The sequence below is a fragment of the Kitasatospora sp. NPDC091276 genome, from assembly GCF_040684355.1.
Lineage (GTDB): Bacteria > Actinomycetota > Actinomycetes > Streptomycetales > Streptomycetaceae > Kitasatospora.
Window position 1 is genome coordinate 308,787 of sequence record NZ_JBFBFU010000004.1, and the last position, 23,143, is coordinate 331,929.

Below are 23,143 nucleotides of genomic sequence, written 5' to 3' on the forward strand. Positions count from 1 at the left end.
CGGGCCGGGCGGATCGCCGGACCGGAAGATACCAGCCTGGGGTATCGGTCCATGCTTGCCTCGGGTACCCCTGGGGGGTATAAAGGAACCCGACGCCGACCGATACCCCCATGGGGTATAAAGGCCGGGCCGGAGACGCTCAGCGCGTTCCCGGAACGACGACTGTCACGAGGAGCAACGATGACCACCCAGGCACCCGCCTCCACGGAGGTGGAACTCTCGATCGGCGGCATGACCTGCGCCTCGTGCGCGGCCCGGATCGAGAAGAAGCTGAACCGCATGGACGGCGTCTCGGCGAGCGTCAACTACGCCACCGAGAAGGCGAAGGTCGCCTTCCCCGCGGGCGTCGACGTCGCCGACCTGATCGCCACCGTCGAGGCCACCGGCTACAGCGCCGCGCTGCCGAAGCCGCCGGCCGCCGAAGGCCCGGCCGGGCAGGCCGAGCCGGCCGACGAACTCGCCCCGCTGCGCCAGCGGCTGGTCACGGCGGTGGCGCTCGCGGTGCCGGTGATCGCGATGGCGATGGTGCCGGCCCTGCAGTTCGACAACTGGCAGTGGCTGTCGCTGGTGTTGGCCGCTCCGGTGGTCACCTACGCCGCCTGGCCCTTCCACCGCGCCGCCTGGACCAACCTCAAGCACGGCGCCGCGACCATGGACACCCTGGTCTCGCTCGGCACCGGCGCCGCGTTCCTCTGGTCCCTGTGGGCGCTGTTCCTCGGCGACGCCGGAATGCCGGGCATGCGGCACGGCTTCGAGCTGACCATCGCCCGCAGCGACGGCCCGTCGAACATCTACCTGGAGGCGGCGGCCGGCGTCACCGCCTTCATCCTGGCCGGCCGCTACTTCGAGGCCCGCTCCAAGCGCACCGCGGGCGCCGCGCTCCGGGCGCTGCTGGAACTGGGGGCCAAGGACGTCACCGTGCTGCGCGGCGGGGCCGAGGTCCGGATCCCGGTCGGCGGTCTGGCCGTGGGCGACCGGTTCGTGGTGCGGCCGGGCGAGAAGATCGCCACCGACGGCGTGGTGGCCGAGGGGGCCTCGGCGGTGGACGCCTCGATGCTCACCGGCGAGTCCGTACCGGTCGAGGTCGGCGTCGGCGACCAGGTCACCGGCGCCACCGTCAACGCCGGCGGCCGGCTGGTCGTCGAGGCCACCCGGATCGGCGCGGACACCCAGCTGTCCCGGATGGCCCGACTGGTCGAGGACGCCCAGAACGGCAAGGCCGCCGCCCAGCGCCTCGCCGACCGGATCTCCGCCGTCTTCGTCCCGATCGTGATCGTCCTGGCGGTGGCCACCCTGGGCTACTGGCTGGGCACCGGCGAGGGCTGGACCGCCGCCTTCACGGCAGCGGTCGCGGTGCTGATCATCGCCTGCCCGTGCGCCCTGGGCCTGGCCACCCCGACCGCGCTGCTGGTCGGGACCGGCCGCGGCGCCCAGCTGGGCGTCCTGATCAAGGGCCCGGAGGTGCTGGAGTCCACCCGCAAGGTCGACACCGTCGTCCTGGACAAGACCGGCACCGTCACCACCGGCCGGATGACCCTGCTCGCGGTGCACACCGCCGAGGGCGTCGGCGAGGCCGAGGCGCTGCGCCTGGCCGGCGCCCTGGAGCACGCCTCCGAGCACCCGATCGCCCGGGCGATCGCCACCGCCGCCGCCGAGGCCGGTGAGCTGCCCGCGGTCGAGGGCTTCGAGAACGTGCCGGGCCTGGGCGTCCAGGGCGTGGTCGACGGCCACGCGGTGGTCGCCGGTCGGGAGGCGCTGCTGAACGACTGGTCGCAGTACCTGCCGGAGGGCCTGGCCGAGGCCAAGCGCGCCGCCGAGGCGGCCGGGCGGACCGCGATCGCGGTGGGCTGGGACGGCGAGGCCCGGGCCGTCCTGGAGGTCGCGGACGCGGTCAGGCCGACCAGCGCCGAGGCGATCACCCGGCTGCGGGCGCTGGGCCTGCGTCCGGTGCTGCTGACCGGCGACAACCGGGCGGTCGCCGAGGCCGTCGCCGCCGAGGTCGGCATCGCCCCGGAGCACGTCATCGCCGAGGTCATGCCGCGGGACAAGGTGGAGACCGTCAAGCGGCTCCAGGCCGAGGGCAGGGTCGTGGCGATGGTCGGCGACGGCGTCAACGACGCGGCCGCCCTCGCCCAGGCCGACCTGGGCCTGGCCATGGGCACCGGCACCGACGCCGCGATCGAGGCCGGCGACCTCACCCTGGTCCGCGGCGACCTGCTGGCGGCAGCCGACGCCATCCGGCTCTCCCGCAAGACCCTGGCCACCATCAAGAGCAACCTGTTCTGGGCCTTCGGCTACAACGTCGCCGCCCTGCCGCTGGCCGCGGCCGGGATGCTCAACCCGATGATCGCGGGGGCCGCGATGGCCTTCTCCTCGGTCTTCGTGGTCGGCAACAGCCTGCGGCTGCGCCGCTTCCGCTGAGCCCGTTCGAACACTGACCGTCCGAACGCCGACCGTCCGAACGCCGACCGTCCGAACGCCGAACCGCCCACCCTGCTGGACCCGCCCGAGCCGCCGGCGCCCCGGAACCGCACCAGGTTCCGGGGCCCCGGCGCATCCCGGGCCCCGGCCTGTCGCCGGACACTCCGCGAAGCCCCGCTCAGCCCTGCTCGGGCAGCGCCACCGCCTGCCACCGGTACGCCGCGTCCTCCTGCCAGCACTGCAACTCGCCCTCCACCACCGCGGCCAGGCACAGCCGCCAGTCCTCGCCCATCGCGAGCGCGACCCGGGTGGCCGGGCGCAGCGTCGGCCGCCACCAGCGCGGACGCCGGGAGGCGCCGCCGGTCGGCAGTCGCAGCCGGACGCCGCCCGCGCCGGCCAGCGCCACCGTCGGGCCGCCCCGGTGGCCGGCCATCGCGACGCCGAGGGAGGGCTCGCCGTCGCCGATCTCGGGGGCCGGGCCGGCCGTACCGAGGGTGTGCAGCTGGACGGAGCCGTCCGGGCGCAGCGTCGCGGCCTGCGGGCCGGCGGAGGTGCGGGCCAGCGCCCCGGCGCGCAGGGCGCCGGGCGGCCCCAGCGGGGCGGGGCCCTGCGCCGAGCCCGGTCGCCAGCTCAGCACCCGCTCCCGGTGCTCGACCAGGACCAGCCAGGATCCGGCCCGCTCCTCCAGGGCGGCGAGCACCCGGTCGGCCGGGCAGCCGGGCAGCTCCTGGCCGGTGAGGGTGAGGCCGGGCGCCCAGCGGTAGCAGCGCAGGGCGCCGCCGGCCGCCGTCCAGACCGTCATCTCCCCGGCGGAGTTGACCGCCCCGGCGAGCCCGCTGACGCCGCGCGCGGCCTCCCACCAGCCGGCCGAGGTGCCGACCCAGAGCGTCCCGCCGCGGTCCTCGGCGCAGACCACCAGTTCGCCCTGGCCGCCGGCCCAGCCGGCCAGCAACTCCCTGACCGGGCCGGGCCCCTGGCCGGCCGGCAGGCGCTGCCCGTGGTGTCCGGGGCCGGCCAGTGCGGTGCCGTCGGCGCCGCCGGTGACCAGCAGCGGCCGGCCGGCCCGGTCGGGCAGGACGGCCAGGCCCGCGGTGCGCGCCACCGGCCGGCGGGAGCGCAGGAGTTCGCGGCCGCGGCCCACCCAGGGGCCGAGCGGGGAGGGGCGGCGGTCCGGTTCGCGGGCGAGCGGTTCGCAGGCCCAGCGCGCCAGGTCCTCGCCGTAGCCGGCGGCCAGGAGTTCGGCGCGGGCCTGTTCGGCGGCGAGCCGGTGGTCGAGCCGGCCGTGGTCGGGCAGCAGCAGGGTGCGGGCGAGGGTGCCGACCGCGAACAGGTCCTTGGCGGTGGTGGGGAAGCCGCCGACCTGCTCGGCCTCCGGCGGGACGTGCCCGGGGGTGAACACCGCGACGGTGAGGGTGTGGTCGAGCGGGGCCAGGAAGGTCAGGTCGATCAGCTTGACCTGGTTCTGGGCGTCCACCAGGACGTTGGCGGGGGAGATGTCGCGGTGCACCCAGCGTTTGCGGTGCAGTTCGTCGACGATCCGGCAGAGCCGGGCCAGCACCTCGGCCACCGCCGCCGGGCCGCCGCGCTGGGTGCGGGCCCAGGTGTGCAGCGGCACGCCCTCGACCCAGGGGGAGATCTGGTAGCCGAGCAGCCCGGCGGAGGGCGCGGCGCCGGGCCGGTGCGGGGAGGGGCCGAGCAGGAAGCTGGGCACCACCAGGTCGGTCACGCCCAGGCGGTGGGCGTTGTGCGAGACGTCGTCCCAGCGGCCGAGCCAGCGCCGCACCTCGGAGGGGTCGCGCTCCAGCATGATCTTCGCGGCGACGAGTTCCTTGAGCCCGCTGTGGCCGGTCCGCACCGCCCGCCAGACCTCGGCCTCGCCGCCCCGGTGGTGGAATTCCAGGAGCTCGTACTGCTCGGGGTCGAACTCCGGCCCGAACCGGAGCCCGGGCACCCAACGCGACTCGGACACGCATCCCCCGACTGGACCCTGTTGGCCTGTTCGCCCTGACCCGGTCTCGGGCCGGTTCCCGCGCGGTGGTTCTCGCACCGCTTCCGCTGCGTCGCCCAGGATAGTGCTCAATTCTGTTCGTCTGTCCGGTGGAGGGCCTATTCTGATGGGCGCCCGAGCAACATCGAAACAGCGTCAAGTCATGATCACACACCGTGTGTTGATCATCGAGTGGCGTATTTCCAAACGCAGGGGGACGGTGCATGGCGCAGCTCGCGGTGCTGCTGATCGTGGTGGCACTGGCCGGTGCGGCAGCCGTCGTACTGGCCCGCCGCCGACGGAGCCTGGACGCCCAGTCCGTGGCCAAGGCCCTGGCCGCGGCCGCCGAACGGCTCGCCGCCGGCAAGGCCCCGCAGGCCCGTCGCCGCTACGCGCGCCTCGCCCAGCGGCTCGCCGCCGGCCCCGAGGAACTGCGCCCGCAACGCGGCCTCGCCCTGCTCGGCCAGGCCGAGGCCACCGTCCCCACCGGCGACCAGCAGGCCACCCTCGCCCTGCACCGCGAGGCCTTCCCGCTGCTCGCCGACCCGGCCCGGCAACTGCCCCGGTGGAGCCTGCACCGCCTCGCCGAGGAGCGGATATCCGCCCCCGAGGGCGACCTCGGGCCGCTGCTCGCCTTCCTCCAGGCCACCGCCGACGGCGCCGAACCCGGTGAGGAGGCCGCAGCCGCCGCCCGCGCCACGGACTGGCTCCAACGGCTCTGCCGCGAGGGCTCCCCCGAGCAGCGCGAGAGCGCCACCACCCGGTCGCTGGCCGCACTGCCCGGCCGGGACTGGCCGGTCCTGGCCCGGGCCGCCCTGCTGCGCGGCACCGACCGCGCCGCCGAGGCCGAGACCCTGCTCGCCGCGGCCGCCCCCGGCGGCAGCGGCGAACTCTGGTTCCGCTGGGGCGCCCAGCTGTTCACCCTGCACCGGGACGAACCCGCAGTCGCCGCCTTCGACGAGGCGCTGCGCCGGGGCCCCGGCGAGCCCTCCCCGTGGGGGCGCGGCCCGGCGCTGCGCACCGAGAGCCTGCTCTTCCGGGGCCTGGCCCGGCAGCGGCTCGGCGCCACCGACGCAGCCTGGTCCGACCTCGCGGCCGCCGCCACCGAGACCCCCGGCGACCCCCGCCCCCGCTACGCCCTCGGCAGGCTCGCCCTGCTGCTCGGCGCCGACGACCAGGCCCGGGACCAGTTCACCGCCGCCCTGACCGTCCAACCCTCCTTCGCCCCGGCCCGGTTCGGCCTCGCCCTGGTGCACGAGCGGGCCGCGCGCGCCGCCGAGGCGGCCGCCGATTACCGCACCGGCCTCGGCCTCGCCCCCGACTGGCGCCCCGCCCGGGTCCGGCTCGGCGCGGCCCTGCTCGCCGCCGGGCAGGCCGCCGAGGCCGCGCCCGTCCTCGGCGCCGAGGCGGACGTCGAACCGGACTCCCGCTGGGCCCGGATCGCCGCCTTCCACCACGGTCTCGCCCTCGCCCGCACCGACGACCCGGCCGGCGCCCTCGCCCGATGGGAGCCGCTGCACGACGAGGACCTGCGCGAGCGGCAGGCCCTGGCCCGCGACCGGCTCGCCCGCACCCGGCTGGCCGACGACCCGGTGGCCGCCCGGGAGCTCTGGCAGCAGGCCGCCGCCGACCACCCGGCCGCCCCCGGCTACCGGGCCGCGCTGCGCGAGGCCGCCCTGCGCGAGGCCGCGCACCTGCTGATCACCGGCCGCGACCGGCCCGAACCTCGCGAGCGGGCCGCCGCCGCCCTCGCCCTCGCCGACACCCTGCCCGGTTCCGTCACCCACCGGCAGGCCCGGCTGCGCGCCGCCCTCGCCCTGGCCGGGGGCTCCACCGAACCGCTGGGCACCCTGCTCGACGCCGCCACCGGGCCGCGCGACCGCTACCACCTGTCCGCCGCCGCCCTGCTGACCGGCCGTCCGGTCCAGACCATCGCCCTGCTCGCCCCGCTCGCCCCCGACCCGGCCGGTGACCCGGCCCTCGCCCGGCTGCGGGCACTGCTCGCCGAACGGGCCGGCAACTGGGCCGCCGCACTGGACTGGTACCGCCACTTCCTGACCGCCGGCCAGGCCCCCGAACCGCCGCAGCCCCCGCCCGCGACGGCCGACTGCGCCGTCTGCCCCGCCGCCGCCCCCGCCACCGGCACCTGCGCCGGCTGCGGCCGGGAGGTCTGCGCCGCCCACCTGCACCGCCCCGCCGACGGCGCCTCGCCGCGCTGCGTGCGCTGCGTCGGCCCCGCACTGCGCGCCGTCCTGGACTGCGCCCGCCGGGCCGGGGTGCCCGAGCAGGCCGAACCCGTCCTCGCCGCCTGGGCGCAGGCCCTCGGCGACAGCCCCGCCGCCGCGCCCGCACGACTGGACCTCGCCCTGCTGCGGGCCGAACTCGGCCGACTGGACGAGGCGTTGGCCGACCTGCCGGCGGACGCGGCCGCCGCGCGCGGGGCCGTCCTGATCCGCCGGGCCGGCGCCGCCCTCGACGCCGGGGAGCCCGGACGCGCGGCCGGCGACCTGCGCCAGGCCCTCACCCTCGCCCCGGGCCGGCCGCAGGCCGCCGCCGCGCTCGTCCTGCTCGCCGAGCACGAGTCCCACCAGCACGCCGTCGAGGGCCGCCACCGCGAGGCCTGGGACGGCTACCACGCCCTGCTGCTCAAGGACCCGGCCCACCCCCGGCTGCTGCACGCGCTCGGCCTGGCCGGCTACCGGCTCGCGGTCTCCCTCCAGTCAGGCCCGGAAGCCCCGGAGAGTCCGGACGGCGCCGGGCCGGACGAGCGGATCTGGACCTGGACGCTCGGCTGCCTGGTCGCCGCCCTGCACCAGCCCGACCTGTGGGCGGAGTCCGCCCGGATCACCGGCCGCCCGGCCGAACCGCAGCGGATGTCCACCGCCCGCAGCGCGCTCACCGACCGCCTCCGCGAGGACCTGCGCGCCCTGGACCGGGCCGCCGGCCGCACCGGCGACGAGGTCACCGCCTGGACCCTGCGCCTCGGCATGGAGGCGCACAGCGCCGAAGCCTTCGCCCAGGAGGACGTCCGGATCGCCCTGCCCGGCCGCCCCGCCCGGCGCCTCGCCCTCGGCCCCGCGCTCGACCGGCTGCTCCGGCAGGAGCCCGAACTCGCGGCCTGGGCAGCCGGGTTCGACGAGGCCGTACGGGCCTGGCGGCGGCCGGAAACCCCCGACGGGCACCCGCTGACCAGGGCCCTCGGCCTGTTCGGCGACCTCGGCCCGCAGCGCTACCTGCTCCTCCAGGGCCGCCAGGCCGCCGCCGTCGGCGCCCTGGACGCGGTGCCCGAGGCCGAACGCGGAACGGGCTGGCGGGACCTGCTAGGCGAGAGCCTGGTCAGCGAGGCCCGCGAGCACCACCGCAACCAGGACTGGCGCGAGGCCCTGGACTGCCTCACCCGCGCCCGGGCCGTGCCCGGCGCCGTCCTGCCTGCCGACGCGCCCGCGATCGCCGCCGAGTCCGGCGTCCGGGCCGCCCGCGCCCTGCTCAAGAGCAGCGACGACGACCAGGCGGGCGCCACCGAACTCCTGGAGAAGGCCCTCGCGCTGGCCCCCGACCACCCCGAGGTGCGCGGCGACCTCGGCGCCACCTACGCCCAGTGGGCCCGCAAGATCAACAACGAGGACAAGGACTACCCCCGCGCCCTGGTCCTGCTGCGCAAGAGCATGGAACTCGCCCCCGGCGACCCGACCGCCGTCCACTTCCTGGAGGCCGCCCTCGGCAACCGGGCCGGCCAGCTCAGCCGCCCCGACGCCCCCGAAGCGGAACTGGAGGAGGCCGCCGAAGCGTGGCGGGAGCTGATCGCGCTCAACCCCGACCCGGACCACCGGCTCGGCCTCGCCTTCGTGCTGCGCCACCTCTCCCGCATCGCCGCCTTCGCGGACCACCGCGCCCTCGCCGTCGACCGGATGGCGCAAGCCCTGCGCGCCGACCCGGAATGGGACGGCGACACCGAGGAGGAGGCCCCGCGCCGGGTCGCCGTGATGCTGGCCAACCACATGCTGGACAACCTCCAGGGCAGCCCGTTCACCACCCAGGCCGCCATGCTCCAGAAGGCCAGGTCCTACGACGACTCGGCCGAGATCCGCCGCCTGATGGTCAGCGTCTGGCGCGGCGAGGCCATCGGCCACTACGAGGCCCACCGATACCCCGACGCGATCCGGCTGCTGGAGGAGGCGCGCGCGCTCTCCCGCACCCCGGAGGACGTCGCCAAGCTGCACGTCGAACTCAGCGTCGTCTACAGCTCCTACGCCGTCAGCCGGGCCAACCTGCGCCAGTTCCGGGAGGCCCGCTCGCTGATCGGCAAGGCCGTCGAGTACAACCCGGACGACCGCGACCTGCGCGCCCTGCAACGGAGGATCGGCGCGCTGCGCTGACGGCAACCGCGGCGCCGCCGTCGTCGTCGTAGCCCATGCACCCGTTTTTGATCCGCGGCCGAAGCCAATCCCTGAGCCACAAGCGACCCCTGAGATCACGTCAGTCGTGAGGAGAGAAGCCGCCCGCCATGCCACTGCACGAACCGTCGCCGTACGAGGTCCTGGGCGTTGCGCTCACGGCCGGCGTGCGGGAGATCAACCTCGCCGTCGGCCCGGCGATGAAGGCCGGCCGCTACAGCCGCCAGCAGATCCAGGACGCCGCCGCCCTGCTGCGCAACCCCGACCGGCGGCTGGAGCTGGACCTCCAGCGGCCCCTGCCGCCGGAGCCGGTCGACCAGGCCGCCGAACTGTTGGCGCCCGCCCTCGCCGAACCGCTGCTGGTCGTCGAACGCCCGCCGCTGCCGCCCGCCGCCGCCCTCCTGGTGCTGCACCGGGCCGAGGCGGCGGCCGACTTCGCCGAACCCGCCCCCGGCGGCGCCGACCCCGAACCGCCCGTCCCCGCCCGCTACGCGGCCGACCTGTCCGTGCTGCCGCAGATCGAGGTACCCGAATGACCGACACGCCGACCGCTCCCGCGCCCGCCGGCCACCGGCCGCTGGACGTCCCGCAGCGCGCCCTGGAGGTCGACCTCGACCAGGCGTTCAGCCAACTGCTGTACCGGGCCTCCCTCCTGCAGCGCCTGCGGGCCGAGGAGGCGCAGACCGCCCGGGCCACCCAGCGGGACCTGCTGGGCATCCTGGTCGAGGTGGACGACGCCCTCGCCGCGCTCGGCCTGGACCGGGAGCTGGTGCTGCTCGGGCGCGGCACCGGGATCGAGGCCACCCGCCGGCGGCTGCTCGGCCGCCTCGCCAAGGCCGGGGTGCGCCCGATGCGGCTGGAGGGGCTGGCGGCGGACCCGGCGCTGACCGAGATCGTCGGCACCGAGCCGCGTCCCGGAGTGGCGCCGGAGACGGTCGTCCGGACGGTGGTCACCGGGTTCTTCTGGGAGGAGGAGGTGCTGCGCCGCGCCCAGGTCGTCGTCGCCGCGGTGCCCGAGCCCGCCCCGGTGGGGGAGCCGGTCCTCGCGGAGGACGTCGAGCGGGCCCTGGAGCCCGTGCCGGAGCAGGCCGAGGCGCCGGACCTTGAGCCTGGAGCCGCCGGGCCCGAGGACGCCGGGCCCACGGACGCCGACCCCGCGGACACCGAGCTGGAGGACGGCGGCCCCGAAGCAGCCGCCGCGCCGGTGAACCCCGCCGCCCGGGCCACGGCGGCCCCGCCCCGGGCCCGCCGGAAGGGAACGGCCGCGGGCGGCCGGCGCAAGCGGAAGAAGTAGCCAGGACCACGAGGGGCAAGAGGGGAACGACATGTACCGCACACTCGGCATCGACCTGGGCACCACCAACTCGGTGGTGGCCCACCTGCGCCGGGGCGAGCCGGAGATCATCTTCAACCGGCAGAACCAGGAGGCCACGCCCTCCGTGGTCGGCAGCGGCCGCAAGGGCGAACTGCTGGTCGGCTCCACGGCGCGCAGCCGGGTCGCCATCGACGGCGCCAACGTGATCCGCTCGGTCAAGCGCTTCATGGGACGCAAGTTCAAGGACCCGCAGGTCCAGGCCGCCCTCAAGGAGGTCGACTACAAGGTCACGGCAGGCACCGACGGCGACGTCAACGTCTGGTTCAACGGCCGCTCCTACACCCCGATCGAGATCTCCGCGATCATCCTGCACCGCCTCAAGGAGGACGCCGAGCAGCGCTTCGGCGAGCCCTTCCACCGGGCCGTCATCACCGTCCCCGCGTACTTCGGCGAACGGCAGGTCGCCGCCACCCAGGAGGCGGGCCGGATGGCCGGCCTGCACGTGCTGCGGATCATCAACGAGCCGACCGCCGCCGCGCTCGCCTACGGGATCACCTCCGAGGCCGGCGACGAGGGCCGGACCGTCCTGGTCTACGACCTCGGCGGCGGCACCTTCGACATCTCCATCCTGCTGCTGGTCCCCGGCTCGGTCTCGGTGCTCGGCATCGAGGGCGACAACCTGCTCGGCGGCGACGACTTCGACCGGGCCATCACCACCGCACTGCTGGAGGACATCCGCGAGGAGTACGGCGCGGACTACCAGCCCGACCTGCGGGACCGCCCCAAGATCGCCTCCACGGCCGAGACCATCAAGATCGAGCTCTCCCACCAGGAGGCCTCCGAGGTGATCCTGCCCGGCCTCGGCGCCGGCCAGCTGGTGCTGGAGACGGAGTTCGAACGGGCCCGCTTCGAGGAATTGATCGAGGCCCAGATCGAGCGCACCATCGAGCTGACCCACAAGGCCATCATGCAGGCCAACCTCACCGTCGGGGACATCGACGAGGTGGTGCTGGTCGGCGGCTCCACCGCGATCCCGCTGGTGGCCCGGCGGCTCGGCGAGGTCTTCGGGCCGCGCCGGATCCGGCGCGGCGTCAACCCGATGCAGTGCGTGGCGCTCGGCGCGGCCGTGCAGTCCGCGCTGGTCGGTGAGGTGGAGTGCCCCGAGTGCCGGGCCCCCGGCGACCTCTCCGCCTCCAACTGCGCCAACTGCGCCACCACGCTGCTCGGCGGGCCCCGGGTCTCCTGCACCGGCTGCCACCTCCCGGTCGACGCCGAGGCCGCCGCCTGCCCCAAGTGCGGCCAGGAGCTGGGCGGTTCGGCCGCCGGCGCGGCCATCCCGGCGCAGTCCCAGGCGGCCACCGCCGTGCGCAGCGACAACTGCCCGCGCTGCGGCACCCCCGCCGCCCCCGGCGTCACCGCCTGCGAACTGTGCGGCGAGGCACTCAACTCCGCCGCACCCGGCCAGACCAGGGTCGCCTCGACCGCCGCCGAGGACGTCGGCCTGCGCTGCGCGGCCTGCGGCGTGGTCAACCCGCCCGGCAGCGAGGCCTGCCAGGGCTGCGGCGAGCTGATGCAGGTCACCAACCCGTTCGACATCACCCCGAAGAACCTCGGCATCGAGCTCAACGACGGCCGACTGGCCGTCATCATCCCCAAGAACACCAGCTACCCGACCAGTTCCCCGGTCAGCCGCGAGTTCGTGGTCTCCGGCAGCGGCCGCCAGCGGCTGGAGATCGCGGTCTACGAGGGCGAGCACGAGATCGCCCAGCAGAACGAGCTGATCGGCCACCTGACCCTGCGGCTGCCCGCCGGGCTCGGCGGCCGCACCCCGGTGGAGGTGTCCTTCGGTCTCGACCGGGACCGCACCATCACCCTGTCGGTGCGGATCCAGGGCGGCGGCGAGAAGACCGTCAAGCTGGAGCGCGTCACCCTCGACCCCGAGCTCAAGGTCCAGGTCGAGGAGCAGCAGCGGCAGATCGAGACCTTCACCGACCGCTGGGGCGGCGAGCTCACCGAGGCCGAGATGCGCGAGGCGCAGCGCCTCATGGACAGCCTGGACGACCTGGCCGCCGGCCAGACCCGCGGCCAGTCGGTGGACGAGGCGCTGGAGCGGGCCCAGCGCCAGCTGAAGGCCCAGCGCTGGGTGCGCGGCTCGGAGGCGTACCTCAGCCTGTTCATCCACTACTGCGAGAAGCACCTCGACCCGAGCGACCTCGACCGGCTGCGGTCGGTGGCCGCCGACCTGCGGCTGCGCCGCGAGGCGGCCGACTGGGACGGCGCCATGCGCGCCGCCCAGCGGGCCGACGAGCTGTGCGACTCGCTCGGGCACACCTTCCGGATGCTCACCATGTGCAACGTCTACGTCAACCAGAACATGGTCTCGCCGGCGCTGGCCCAGCGGATCATGGCCGAGCTGCGCGGGCTGGACGAGGCGGTGGAGTCGGCCAACATGGAGGCCGCCAACCAGCACAGCTCGGCGCTGCTGGCGCTGTACGCGCAGGCGCAGCGGGAGCTGGGCAGCGAGCCGCTCGCGGAGTCGCTCGGCCCGGTCCGCCCGGAGGAGGCCGGTCCGCGATGAACTCCGACGTGACTCCGTCCGAGGTACCTCCGTCCGGGGTGTACCGGTCCGAGCTGTCCCCGGCCGACGTGCACCCGATCGGCGGGCGGGCTGCCGACGTTCCGCCGATCGAGGTGCTCTGCCCGCAGTGCGCCGTCCCGGCGGACCCGCAGGGCCTGCGCTGTCCGTCCTGCCGGGAGGATCTCGGCGTGCTGTTCCGGCTGCGTTACGCCGCTCGGATCGACTACAACCGGGCGCTGGCGGCGCTGGCGGCCGGCGACGGGGCGTTCGCGCTCGGACTGCTGCACCGCGCGGTGGCGGCCGAACCGGGGCTCGAACCGGCCCGGGACCTGCTGGAACGGGTGAGCGCGTCCGGGTCCGCGGGGCCGGAGCCGGGGGAGCGGGAGGGCGACACGCCCTCTGAGTGACCAATTCGGCCGTTCCCGGCCTGCCATCGAGTTCGATCGGTGCGAGTGTGTTCGTCACATGGATGTTCGCTGCCCTCACAAGGAGTGACGCAATGCGTATTCGTACCACCCTCGCCGCCACCGCACTCGCCGCCGTGGCCGTCCTGGCCGGTGCCGGCACCGCCGCCGCGGGCGACGCGACCGCGAACGGTGTCGCGTTCGGTTCCCCCGGTGTGCTCTCCGGCAACCAGATCCAGATCCCGATCAACCTCGAGGCCAACGTCTGCGGCAACTCGATCGGCATCATCAGCATCCTCAACCCGGCCTTCGGCAACACCTGCGTCAACGGCTGACCCGACTGCTGGGGCCGTCCGTCGAACCCGACGGACGGCCCCAGCATCGTGTCCGCACCCCCGTTCGGGGGTGGCGGCGCGGGGCGCGCGGTGGAGACCATGGGGGCCGACCCGCACGCGCCCACCCAGGAGCCAGAACGTGCCGACCACGCCGACCCCGCGCAGCTACGCCTCCGGCACCTCGGATGTGCCGCTGCTCGGCGACACCATCGGGGAGAACCTCGACCGCGCGGTGCGCGCCTTCCCCGAACGGGATGCCCTGATCGACCGGGCCACCGCCCGCCGCTGGACGTACGCCGAACTCGCCGCCGACGTCGACGCGTTGGCCCTGGGCCTGCTCGACCTCGGCATCGCCAAGGGCGACCGGGTCGGCATCTGGGCGCCCAACCGCGCCGAGTGGACGCTCACCCAGTACGCCACCGCCAAGCTCGGCGCGATCCTGGTCACCATCAACCCGGCCTACCGCTCGTACGAGTTGGCGTACGTGCTGAACCAGGCCGGGATCCGCCTGCTGGTCGCGGCCGAGCGCTTCAAGACCTCCGACTACGCCGGAATGATCGAGGAAGTGCGGCCCCGGTGCCCCGAGTTGGAGCGCAGGGTGCTGATCGGCGGCCCCGACTGGGACGCCCTGCTCGCCGCCGGGCGCCGCGCCGACCCAGGCCTTCTCGCGCAGCGGCAGCGGGAGTTGGCGCCGGACGACCCGATCAACATCCAGTACACCTCCGGGACCACCGGCTCCCCCAAGGGCGCGACCCTGTCGCACCACAACATCCTCAACAACGGCTACTTCGTCGGCGAACTGCTCAACTACACCGAGCAGGACCGGATCTGCGTCCCGGTGCCGTTCTACCACTGCTTCGGCATGGTGATGGCGAACCTCGCGGCCATCTCCCACGGCGCCTGCACGGTGATCCCCGCACCCTCCTTCGACCCGGGCGCCACCCTGGCCGCCGTCGCCGCCGAGCGCTGCACCTCGCTGTACGGGGTGCCCACCATGTTCATCGCCGAACTCGCCGACCCGGACTTCGCGCGCCACGACCTCACCAGCCTGCGCACCGGCATCATGGCGGGCTCCCCCTGCCCGGCCGAGGTGATGAAGGACGTCATCGGCCGGATGGGCATGGCCGAGGTCGCCATCTGCTACGGCATGACCGAGACCTCGCCCGTCTCCACCCAGACCCGCGCCGACGACACGGTCGACCGCCGGGTCTCCACCGTCGGCCGGGTCGGCCCGCACCTGGAGGTCAAGGTCGTCGACCCGGCCACCGGCCGGACCGTCCCGCGCGGCGAGCCCGGTGAACTCTGCACCCGCGGCTACTCCGTCATGCTCGGCTACTGGGGCGAGCCCGAGCGCACCGCCGAGGCCGTCGACGCCGCCCGCTGGATGCACACCGGCGACCTCGCCGTCATGGACCAGGACGGCTACCTCGCCATCACCGGCCGGATCAAGGACATGGTGATCCGCGGCGGCGAGAACCTGTACCCGCGCGAGATCGAGGAGTTCCTGTACACCCACCCCGACGTCCTCGACGTCCAGGTCGTCGGCGTGCCCGACGCCCGGTACGGCGAGGAGCTGATGGCGTGGATCCGCATGCGCGCCGGCGCCGAGCCGCTCACCGCCGACACCGTCCGCACCTACTGCGCCGGCCGGCTCGCCCACGTCAAGATCCCGCGGTACGTGCACGTGGTCGAGGAGTTCCCGATGACCGTCACCGGCAAGGTCCGCAAGGTCGAGATGCGCGCGGAGGCCGTGCGCCTGCTCGGCCTCTGACCCGACCCGCAACCGGTCGACGGGCCGCCGCCCCACCGTCCTACCGCCACCCGGTCCGAGCCCGCCCGCACACGCCGAACGGCCCCGGGCCGGCGGTTCTTCCGCCGGCCCGGGGCCGTTCGTCCTGCGGCTGCTTCTCCTGCCGCTACCGGGCGCCCCAGGCCTGGTCGGTGGGGACGACCTCGCGGCCGAGCGGCATGAGGGAGATCGGGATCATCTTGAGGTTCGCCCAGCCGAAGGGGATGCCGATGATCGACAGGAACAGCGGGATGCTGGTCACCAGGTGCGCGATCGCCAGCCACCAGCCCGCGAAGATCAGCCAGATGACGTTCCCGACGCAGGACGCCGCCCCGGCACCCGGCTTCTCCACGGTCGTCCGCCCGAACGGCCAGAGGATGAACCCGGCAATTCGGAAGGACGCGACGCCGAACGGGATGGTCACGATCAGCACGCAGCAGATGATTCCGGCGACGGTATAGGCAATAGCCATCCAGATACCGCAGAAGATCAGCCAAATGACATTGAGGACGAACTCGATCACCTTCATGGCCGACACCTTCTCACGGCTGCTGCTCGGGGTTCCACGATCCAGCCATGCCCGCCCCCGGGCGCGTCTACGCCCTTAGGGGACGTTCCTCGGGGTTTGTTCCGGGGTCGGCGCGGGCGGACGTGCCGGGGCCGCACCCTCCGGAGGGTGCGGCCCCGGTGTGGCGGCTCGGATCAGGCCGGCGGGGTGCCGTCGGGCCAGACGCAGGGGGAGCTGACCCGGAGGGTGAGGTCGTGGCTGGCGTCGGAGACCCCGTCCAGGGTGGCGAGGAAGTCGTCCTTGGGGTTCTTCAACCTGATCCAGTCGTTGTGGAAATTGGGGGGATCCTGAACCGGTTGGAAGCCCTGGCCGGTCAGGAACGTTCGGAAGGCGTTCACCGACTCGGCTTTGGGCGCGGACGGGACGTCGCCGAAGTCGTATCCCCGACGGGTCTGCGTCCTGCCGTGCGGGCCGATGTCGTTGGCGTCGCATTCCATGTCGAAGAAATCGTCCGAGCTCGCGGTCGGCTTGACCGGCAGCTTGGCCAGGGTGTCGGCGAGGTAGGCGTCGATCTGCTTCTTGGCCTGGTCGAGCGTGATCGTGGACTTCGACCGCTCGTCCAAGGTCTGCACGCCGCAGGAGTTCAGGGCCAGTACGGCGACCGCCAGTACGGCGGTGGCGGTGACCCGTTTGATCAGTGGGGTGTGCTCGGTGGTGCTCATGAGACCCGCTTTCCGGCGATGATCTGGCCCATGGAGGTCAGGGTGGGCGAATCGTCGTTCCAGTAGTCCGAGTGCCCCGCGTTGGGATTGGTGGGCAGGATCTGCGCGCCGAACTGGGGGACGGTGGTCTGTCGGCCGTGGATCAGGTGGTGGTCACCGTCGCCGAGGCCCCACGAGCCGGCGACGTTGTCGACGATGTTGTCCGTCATCCCGCCGGGGTCGGTGGCGGCGGCCCAGCCGATCGCGTCGGCCGGGCTCTGCGCCACGTACACGCGGGACGGGTCGATGTTCAGGTCCTTGGCGTTTTCGACGCCGCAGCCGGGGCTGGCGATGAGGACGACGTTGTCGACGGGAAGGCCCTTGTCGCGCATGGCGTAGCCCACGGTCGTGGTGCCGTAGCTGTGGGCGAGGACGGTGTTGTTCGACAGCTTCCCCTCGTGCGTGGCGTGCAGCCCGGTCTCGAAGGCGTGCAGCTTGTCCTCCGCGTTCTTCGCGTACTTGTCGTCCGCGGCCTCGGGGATGATCGTCTGCGGAGCGTCGTAGCCGACCCAGGTGATCGACGAGGTGGTGCCCGGGTCCTGCGCCTTGCGGTTGGCGTCGTTGGCGGACTTGACCATCAGATCGGAGCGGTTGATGTCACTGCCGATGCTGCCGAGCCGGGCGCCGGTGCCGGGTACGTATGTGGAGACGTTGTCGGCGGTGTCGGGGTTGTTGGCCGCGATGATCGCGTGGCCCTTGCCGTTGGTGTCGAAGCCCAGCAGGAAGGTGGGCGGGTGTTCGGCGTTGACCGGGGTGTTCAGCCGGTTCTCGATGGCCGTCACGCCCTTCAGCTTGTCTTCGAGGTCGTCGCGCTTCTGCTTCCACGCCGTGTAGTCGGGGTTCTGGACGGGCCCGCCGTTGGTCTCGGCGACGGACAGGTAGTGCTTCGGCTCCGGGCCGAGGCCGTCGAGCTGGTGTTGGAGGTCCTGCTTGCCACGCTGGAGGTTGATCCGATTGGCCTGGTCCCGGGCGAGTGCGGGGACGCCGTCGAGGGCGCCGACCTGATCGGGGTGGTTGAGGATCATCCGGTGCTGCTGCTCGTCGGTCAGGCCGTTCCACCAGCCCTTGACGCTGTTCGGGTCGGTGCCGGCGGCGGGGACCTGTTCGAGCGCGTTCGCGGCGGCCAGGTCGGTCTTCGCCGTGGCGGCGTCGAGCCCGGTGCCGTCGCTCGCGTTGCCGGCCAGGTGGGCGAGCCGGGCGCTGATCGTCTGGTCCGCGTGGGCGGCTTCGGTGAGCGCGGCCGTGATCCGGCTGCTGATCTGCTGGGCCTGCGACTCGGCGTCGGTGCCGGCGAAGGTGGCGGATCCGGGGTCGTTGTCCCAGGTGATCCCGCCGTCGGCGGCGACGGTCAGCTTGTGGGTCTTGGCGTCGTCGAGGGCGTTGATCAGGTGCGCCTGGGCGGCGGCGAAGCCCTCGGCCGCGTCGTGCAAGGCCCTGCTGACGAGGCCGATCTCCTGTTGGGCGGCTTGGAGTTCGTTCTCCAGGAGCTGGATCCGGGCCTGGGCGTGACCGGCGGCGTTCCCGGTCCACTGCGAGTGGTTCAGCCGGTCGACGACCTCGTGCTGCCAGTTCTCCACGTGCTGGCCGAAGGCGGTGGCCAGGGTGTCGAAGGCGGTCTTCGCGGTGGTGAGGTTGATGAGGTCGGCGTCGTGGAGGGTCTTGATGTCCATCGCCTACTCGGCCGCCTTCGCGCCGGCGGGCTTCACGGGGCCCGGGACGAAGGTCGTGCTGAAGGGGTCCGGTTCGTCGGGGACCGGTGCGGCCGGGTTCCGCATGCTCCCGTGGATGTCCTTCTCGACCTGGCGGTAGTAGGAGGCCGACGTGGCGAGCTTGGTGCCGACGTCGCCCATGTCGCCGCCGAGCCTGTCCAGCAGCGTCTTCCAGTTCGTGCCGCAGTTCTGGATGGCGGCGGCGGTGAGCCAGCCCTTCAGGCCCCCGGCGGCCTGGTTGCACGGATCGGTGATCTTCGAGGTCTCGCCCGGTATGAGACCGCCGATGTGCTGAGCGCTCTGTCCGCAGCCGTCCAGTTCGGCTGGGTTGACCTTGAACTCCAAGGCCAGATCAGGATCTGCCATGTCTTTCCCCCCGCTGATGAGCCCCCGGGCCGGCGCGCCGCCCGGGTCCGTGTCGACAAACTGCTGACGGATGCTAACGGATCGATCTTCGGCGGCCGCGAGGGCGTGGCCCGGGCGACCTGCCCCGGCTCGGCCGGGGGGCGCGGCTCGGGATACCCTGCGGGGGTAACTGGTGGCGAGGCCGGTCGGGAGGTGGACGATGGCGGAGCCGTGTCCGACCGCCCCCCGGGCCCTGCGCCTGCTGCTCCTCGTGGCGCTCCTGCTCGGCATCGTGACGATGCATACGCTCGGCCATCCGGCCGCCGGCGGGCACGGGGTGGAGCATGGGACGGACCACGGGCCGACGCGGCACGCCGTGAGCGCCGGTCACCCGGCGGACGCCGGGGAGACGGTGCACACCGCCGCGGCCGACGGCATGGATCCGATGACGGTGTGTCTGGCCGTGCTCGTCGGCTGGACGTTGCTGCTCCTCGCCGTCGGCCCCCTGCTGCGGCACAGCGGTGACGCCGCCGCCGAGGTGAGGGCCCGGCTGCTGCGGGCCGTTCGCGCGCTGCCGCCGCCCGGAGGCGGGCGGATCCTCCTCGCCCGGTTGTCGGTGCTGCGTCAGTAGGCGTACGCCGGCCGCCCCGGGTCCGCGCTCCGGCGCGGGCGGGACGGCCGTCGCGACGTCCTGCTCACCCACGCCCACCGCACGAGGTGCACTCCGTCATGCGCACACCCACCCGTCGTACCGTGCTCGGCGCGGCGCTCGCCGCCGCCGGCACCGGTCTGCTCGCCGCCTGTTCCGCCGATCCGATGAAGGGCATGGACCATGGGGGCGCCGCCCCCACCACCCCGGGCGGCTTCGTCGCCCCCGGCGGCCCCGAGGTCGCCGCCGCCGAGGCGCGGCGCGGGCCCGGGCCGGAGCGCAAGGTCGCGCTCACCGCCACCGAGACGACGCTCGACCTGGGCGGCCGCACCGTCCGCAGCTGGGCGTACGGCGACGGCCTGCCCGGCCGGGCGGTGCGCGCCACGGTCGGCGAGACGCTCGCCGTCAGTCTCGCCAACCACCTTCCGCAGCCCACCTCGTTGCACTGGCACGGCCTCGCGCTGCGCAACGACATGGACGGCGTACCCGGGCTCACCCAGGACGCGGTGCGGGCGGGCGCCGGCTTCGAGTACCGCTTCGCGCTCGCCCACCCGGGGACGTACTGGTTCCACCCGCACTCCGGCGTCCAGCAGGACCGCGGCCTGTACGCGCCGCTGATCGTCGAGGACCCGAGGGAGCCGCTGAGCTACGACCAGGAGTGGGTCGTCGTCCTGGACGACTGGGTGGACGGGGTCGACGGCAGCACCCCGGACGCCGTGCTCGCCGAACTCGCCCGGGGCATGGGCGGGATGGACCACGCGGGGACGGACCACTCGGCGATGGGCGGCCACGACATGGCAGCCATGGGCGGCACTCCAACCGGCACCCCGAGCACCGCCCCGCCCGCCGCCGGCCCGTCCCGGATGCTGATGGGTGCCCGCAGCGCGCTGCTCGGCGGCGACGCGGGCGACGTCGGCCACCCGTTCCACCTGGTCAACGGCCGGCTCGCCGGCGCGCCCGAGACCTTCACCGCCAAGCCCGGCGACCGGGTCCGGATCCGGCTGATCAACGCGGGCGGCGACACCGCCTACCGGGTCGCGCTGGGCGGCCACGAGCTGACCGTCACCCACACCGACGGCTTCCCGGTCGAGCCGGCCACCACCCAGGCGCTGCTGCTCGGCATGGGCGAGCGCTACGACGTGCTGGTGACCGTCCAGGACGGCGTGTTCCCGCTGACCGCGCTCGCCGAGGGCAAGAACGCCTCCGCACTCGCCCTGCTGCGCACCGGCGGCGGCGCCGCGCCGGACGCCTCGGTGCGCCCGGCGGAGCTGGACGGCAGGCTGCTCGGCGCGGCACAGCTCAAGGCCGACCCGAGCGTGCGACTGCCCGCCAGGGCGCCGGACCGGACGGTGCGGCTGGAGCTCACCGGCGGCATGGCGAAGGCCGACTGGGCGTTCAACGGCCGCCGGTACGACCCGGCGCAGCGCTACCCGGTGGCGGCGGGGGAGCGGGTGCGGCTGGAGTTCCGCAACACCACGAGCATGTGGCACCCCGTCCACCTGCACGGCCACACCTTCGCGCTGCCCGGTGACGGGCCCCGCAAGGACACCGCGATCGTGCTGCCGGGCGCGACGCTCGCCGTCGACTTCGACGCCGACAATCCGGGCCTGTGGATGGTGCACTGCCACAACGTCTACCACGCGGAGACGGGCATGATGACCGTCCTCGGTTACCGGGCCTGACCCTCGCGGCACGCGGCGTCGGGGCGGGGGAGCGGCCCCGCCCCGACGCCGCCCTGCCGCCGGTCGGAGCCCCGTCGCGGGCGCACTGTCACCGGCCGCACCACCCGCCGCGACCTGCGGGGCAATGACGCTTTCTTAACGCGGGGCGATGACGCGTCCTTAACGCCGGTCGCATAGCCTGTCGCACTGCCGTCGCCCGACGGCGCTTTTACGGGGTCTTTAACAAGAGGTGCAAGGTGGTTTCGTCGGGTTCGACGGAGGCGGCGACGGCGGAACCGTCGTCGGCGCGAATACGGTTGCGGGGCTGGCTGCTGGAGGGCGTGTCGGCGGACAAGCCGGCCACCGGGGAGGCCGGTCAGGACGGTTCGCAGGGCGGCGCGCAGGCGGGGGACTCCGGCGCGCACAAGGGCCAGCGCTGGTGGCGGGTGATGTGCCTGACCGGCCTGGACTACTTCTCCACGCTCGGCTACCAGCCGGGCATCGCCGCCCTGGCGGCGGGCGTGCTGTCGCCGATCGCGACGATCGTGCTGGTGGTCGTCACCCTGCTGGGCGCGCTGCCGGTCTACCGGCGGGTCGCGCAGGAGAGCCCGCGGGGTGAGGGCTCGATCGCCATGCTGGAGCGGCTGTTGTCGTTCTGGAAGGGCAAGCTGTTCGTCCTGGCGCTGCTCGGTTTCGCGGCGACGGACTTCCTCATCACGATCACCCTGTCGGCCGCCGACGCGAGCGCGCACCTGGTGGAGAACCCGCACCTGACCAGCGTCCTCGGCGGCAAGCAGGTGCTGATCACGCTGATCCTGGTCGCGCTGCTCGGCGCGGTGTTCCTGAAGGGCTTCAGCGAGGCGATCGGCCTGGCGGTGGCCCTGGTCGGGGTCTACCTGGCGCTGAACGTGGTCGTGGTGGCCGTCGGCATCTGGAAGATCATCGAGGCGCCGCACGTGGTCACGGACTGGACCACTGCGCTGACCGCCCAGCACGGCAACCCGGTGATCATGGTGGGCGTGGCGCTGGTGGTCTTCCCGAAGCTGGCGCTCGGCCTGTCCGGCTTCGAGACCGGCGTCGCCGTGATGCCGCACATCGAGGGGGACCCGGACGACACCGAGGAGAAGCCCACCGGCCGGATCCGCGGCACCCGCAAGCTGCTCACCACGGCCGCCGTGATCATGAGCTGCTTCCTGATCACCACCAGCTTCATCACCACCCTGCTGATCCCGGCCGACCAGTTCAAGCCCGGCGGCGACGCGAACGGCCGCGCCCTCGCCTACCTGGCCCACGAGTACCTGGGCGGCACCTTCGGCAGCGTCTACGACCTGTCCACCATCGCCATCCTCTGGTTCGCCGGCGCCTCCGCCATGGCGGGCATGCTCAACCTGCTGCCGCGCTACCTGCCCCGCTACGGCATGGCCCCGCACTGGGCGCGTGCGGTGCGGCCGATGGTGATCGTGCTGACCCTGATCGGTTTCCTGGTCACCTGGCTGTTCGACGCCGACGTGGACGCCCAGGGCGGCGCGTACGCGACCGGCGTGCTGGTGCTGATCAGTTCGGCGGCCATCGCCGTCACCATCGCCGCGTACAAGGCGAAGCAGCGGGGCTGGACCACCGCCTTCGCGATCATCGCGGCGATCTTCCTGTACACCACCGTGCTGAACTGCCTGGAGCGGCCGGACGGTCTGAAGATCGGCGCCTGCTTCATCGCCGGCATCATCCTGGTCTCGCTGCTCTCCCGGCTGCGCCGCGCCTTCGAGCTGCGCGTCACCGACGTGGTGCTGGACGACGTGGCGGAACGTTTCGTCAGGGACTACGCGCACCGCCCGCTGCGGCTGATCGCCAACGAGCCGACCCACCGCGACGTCGCCGAGTACCGCGACAAGATCCGCCAGATCCGCGCCGACAACGACATCCCCGGTGAGGACGACCTGGTCTTCGTCGAGGTGACCGTCCGGGACGCCTCCGACTTCGAGACCGAGCTGACCGTGCGCGGCGAGGTGCTGCACGGCCGCTACCGGGTGCTGACGCTGGAGAGCTCCAGCATCCCGAACGCGATCGCCGCGCTGGCCCTCACCATCCGGGACCGCACCGGGCAGCAGCCGCACCTCTACTTCGAGTGGACCGAGGGCAACCCCTTCGCCCAGTTCCTGCGGTTCTTCCTGTTCGGCCAGGGCGAGGTGGCCCCGGTCACCCGCGAGGTGCTGCGCGAGGCCGAACCCGACCGCAGCCGCCGCCCGCGCGTCCACGTCGGCTGACGCTCCGCCGCACGACGTCGTCGGCC

The 23,143-nt window shown here is 73.9% G+C and carries 16 protein-coding genes; 11 read left to right on the forward strand and 5 right to left on the reverse strand.

The window, feature by feature from the left end; all coding sequences use genetic code 11:
• Positions 1-180 precede the first annotated feature (180 nt).
• Positions 181-2,421 (forward strand): heavy metal translocating P-type ATPase, encoded by a 2,241-nt coding sequence (locus AB0O19_RS07405; RefSeq protein ID WP_363618407.1) that lies wholly within the window; start codon positions 181-183, stop codon positions 2,419-2,421.
• Between the two features lie 178 nt (positions 2,422-2,599).
• Here AB0O19_RS07405 and AB0O19_RS07410 read toward each other — a convergent pair whose 3' ends face one another.
• Complete coding sequence (locus AB0O19_RS07410) at positions 2,600-4,390, reverse strand: protein kinase (RefSeq protein ID WP_363618409.1); 1,791 nt, start codon at positions 4,388-4,390, stop codon at positions 2,600-2,602.
• 242 nt (positions 4,391-4,632) lie between these two features.
• On the opposite strand from AB0O19_RS07410, the gene AB0O19_RS07415 reads away from it, so the two are divergent.
• From AB0O19_RS07415 to AB0O19_RS07445, 7 genes are all read left to right on the forward strand, one after another.
• The gene (locus tag AB0O19_RS07415) at positions 4,633-8,784 is read left to right on the forward strand and encodes a hypothetical protein (protein WP_363618411.1); all 4,152 of its coding nucleotides are present in this window, start codon (positions 4,633-4,635) and stop codon (positions 8,782-8,784) included.
• Between the two features lie 128 nt (positions 8,785-8,912).
• Positions 8,913-9,338 (forward strand): hypothetical protein, encoded by a 426-nt coding sequence (locus AB0O19_RS07420; RefSeq protein ID WP_350883251.1) that lies wholly within the window; start codon positions 8,913-8,915, stop codon positions 9,336-9,338.
• Positions 9,335-10,096, forward strand: coding sequence for a nucleotide exchange factor GrpE (gene grpE, locus AB0O19_RS07425; RefSeq protein ID WP_363618413.1), 762 nt, complete (start codon positions 9,335-9,337; stop codon positions 10,094-10,096). Before AB0O19_RS07420 ends, grpE begins: the two co-directional genes overlap by 4 nt.
• A 31-nt stretch (positions 10,097-10,127) precedes the next feature.
• Positions 10,128-12,695 carry an Hsp70 family protein gene (locus AB0O19_RS07430; RefSeq protein ID WP_363618415.1) on the forward strand — a complete coding sequence of 856 codons (2,568 nt, stop codon included), beginning with the start codon at positions 10,128-10,130 and terminating at the stop codon, positions 12,693-12,695.
• On the forward strand, positions 12,692-13,102 hold the full coding sequence (locus AB0O19_RS07435) for a hypothetical protein (protein ID WP_363618417.1): 411 nt from the start codon (positions 12,692-12,694) through the stop codon (positions 13,100-13,102). Before AB0O19_RS07430 ends, AB0O19_RS07435 begins: the two co-directional genes overlap by 4 nt.
• 92 nt (positions 13,103-13,194) lie before the next feature.
• A complete protein-coding gene (locus AB0O19_RS07440) occupies positions 13,195-13,434 on the forward strand; it encodes a chaplin (protein ID WP_363618419.1) in 240 nt (79 codons plus the stop codon).
• Positions 13,435-13,573: 139 nt separating this feature from the next.
• Positions 13,574-15,205 carry an AMP-binding protein gene (locus AB0O19_RS07445; RefSeq protein WP_363618421.1) on the forward strand — a complete coding sequence of 544 codons (1,632 nt, stop codon included), beginning with the start codon at positions 13,574-13,576 and terminating at the stop codon, positions 15,203-15,205.
• Between the two features lie 145 nt (positions 15,206-15,350).
• On the opposite strand, the gene AB0O19_RS07450 is transcribed toward AB0O19_RS07445, so the two are convergent.
• The 4 genes from AB0O19_RS07450 to AB0O19_RS07465 all read right to left on the reverse strand — a co-directional run bounded on the left by AB0O19_RS07450 (position 15,351) and on the right by AB0O19_RS07465 (position 18,567).
• On the reverse strand, positions 15,351-15,752 hold the full coding sequence (locus AB0O19_RS07450) for a YccF domain-containing protein (protein ID WP_063346584.1): 402 nt from the start codon (positions 15,750-15,752) through the stop codon (positions 15,351-15,353).
• 173 nt (positions 15,753-15,925) lie between these two features.
• Positions 15,926-16,453, reverse strand: a complete 528-nt coding sequence (locus tag AB0O19_RS07455; RefSeq protein ID WP_363618423.1) for a hypothetical protein — start codon at positions 16,451-16,453, stop codon at positions 15,926-15,928.
• Complete coding sequence (locus AB0O19_RS07460) at positions 16,450-18,162, reverse strand: alpha/beta hydrolase (RefSeq protein ID WP_363618425.1); 1,713 nt, start codon at positions 18,160-18,162, stop codon at positions 16,450-16,452. The genes AB0O19_RS07455 and AB0O19_RS07460 overlap by 4 nt, the downstream gene beginning before the upstream one ends.
• A gap of 3 nt (positions 18,163-18,165) precedes the next feature.
• Positions 18,166-18,567 carry a hypothetical protein gene (locus AB0O19_RS07465; protein ID WP_363618427.1) on the reverse strand — a complete coding sequence of 134 codons (402 nt, stop codon included), beginning with the start codon at positions 18,565-18,567 and terminating at the stop codon, positions 18,166-18,168.
• 199 nt (positions 18,568-18,766) lie between these two features.
• On the opposite strand from AB0O19_RS07465, the gene AB0O19_RS07470 reads away from it, so the two are divergent.
• The 3 genes from AB0O19_RS07470 (at position 18,767) to AB0O19_RS07480 (ending at position 23,117) form a co-directional block, all read left to right on the forward strand.
• On the forward strand, positions 18,767-19,177 hold the full coding sequence (locus AB0O19_RS07470) for a DUF6153 family protein (RefSeq protein WP_363618429.1): 411 nt from the start codon (positions 18,767-18,769) through the stop codon (positions 19,175-19,177).
• A gap of 98 nt (positions 19,178-19,275) precedes the next feature.
• Positions 19,276-20,877: a multicopper oxidase family protein gene (locus AB0O19_RS07475; protein ID WP_363618431.1), complete on the forward strand. Its 1,602-nt coding sequence runs from the start codon at positions 19,276-19,278 to the stop codon at positions 20,875-20,877.
• 236 nt (positions 20,878-21,113) lie between these two features.
• The gene (locus AB0O19_RS07480; protein WP_363618433.1) at positions 21,114-23,117 is read left to right on the forward strand and encodes an amino acid transporter; all 2,004 of its coding nucleotides are present in this window, start codon (positions 21,114-21,116) and stop codon (positions 23,115-23,117) included.
• Positions 23,118-23,143: the final 26 nt, after the last annotated feature.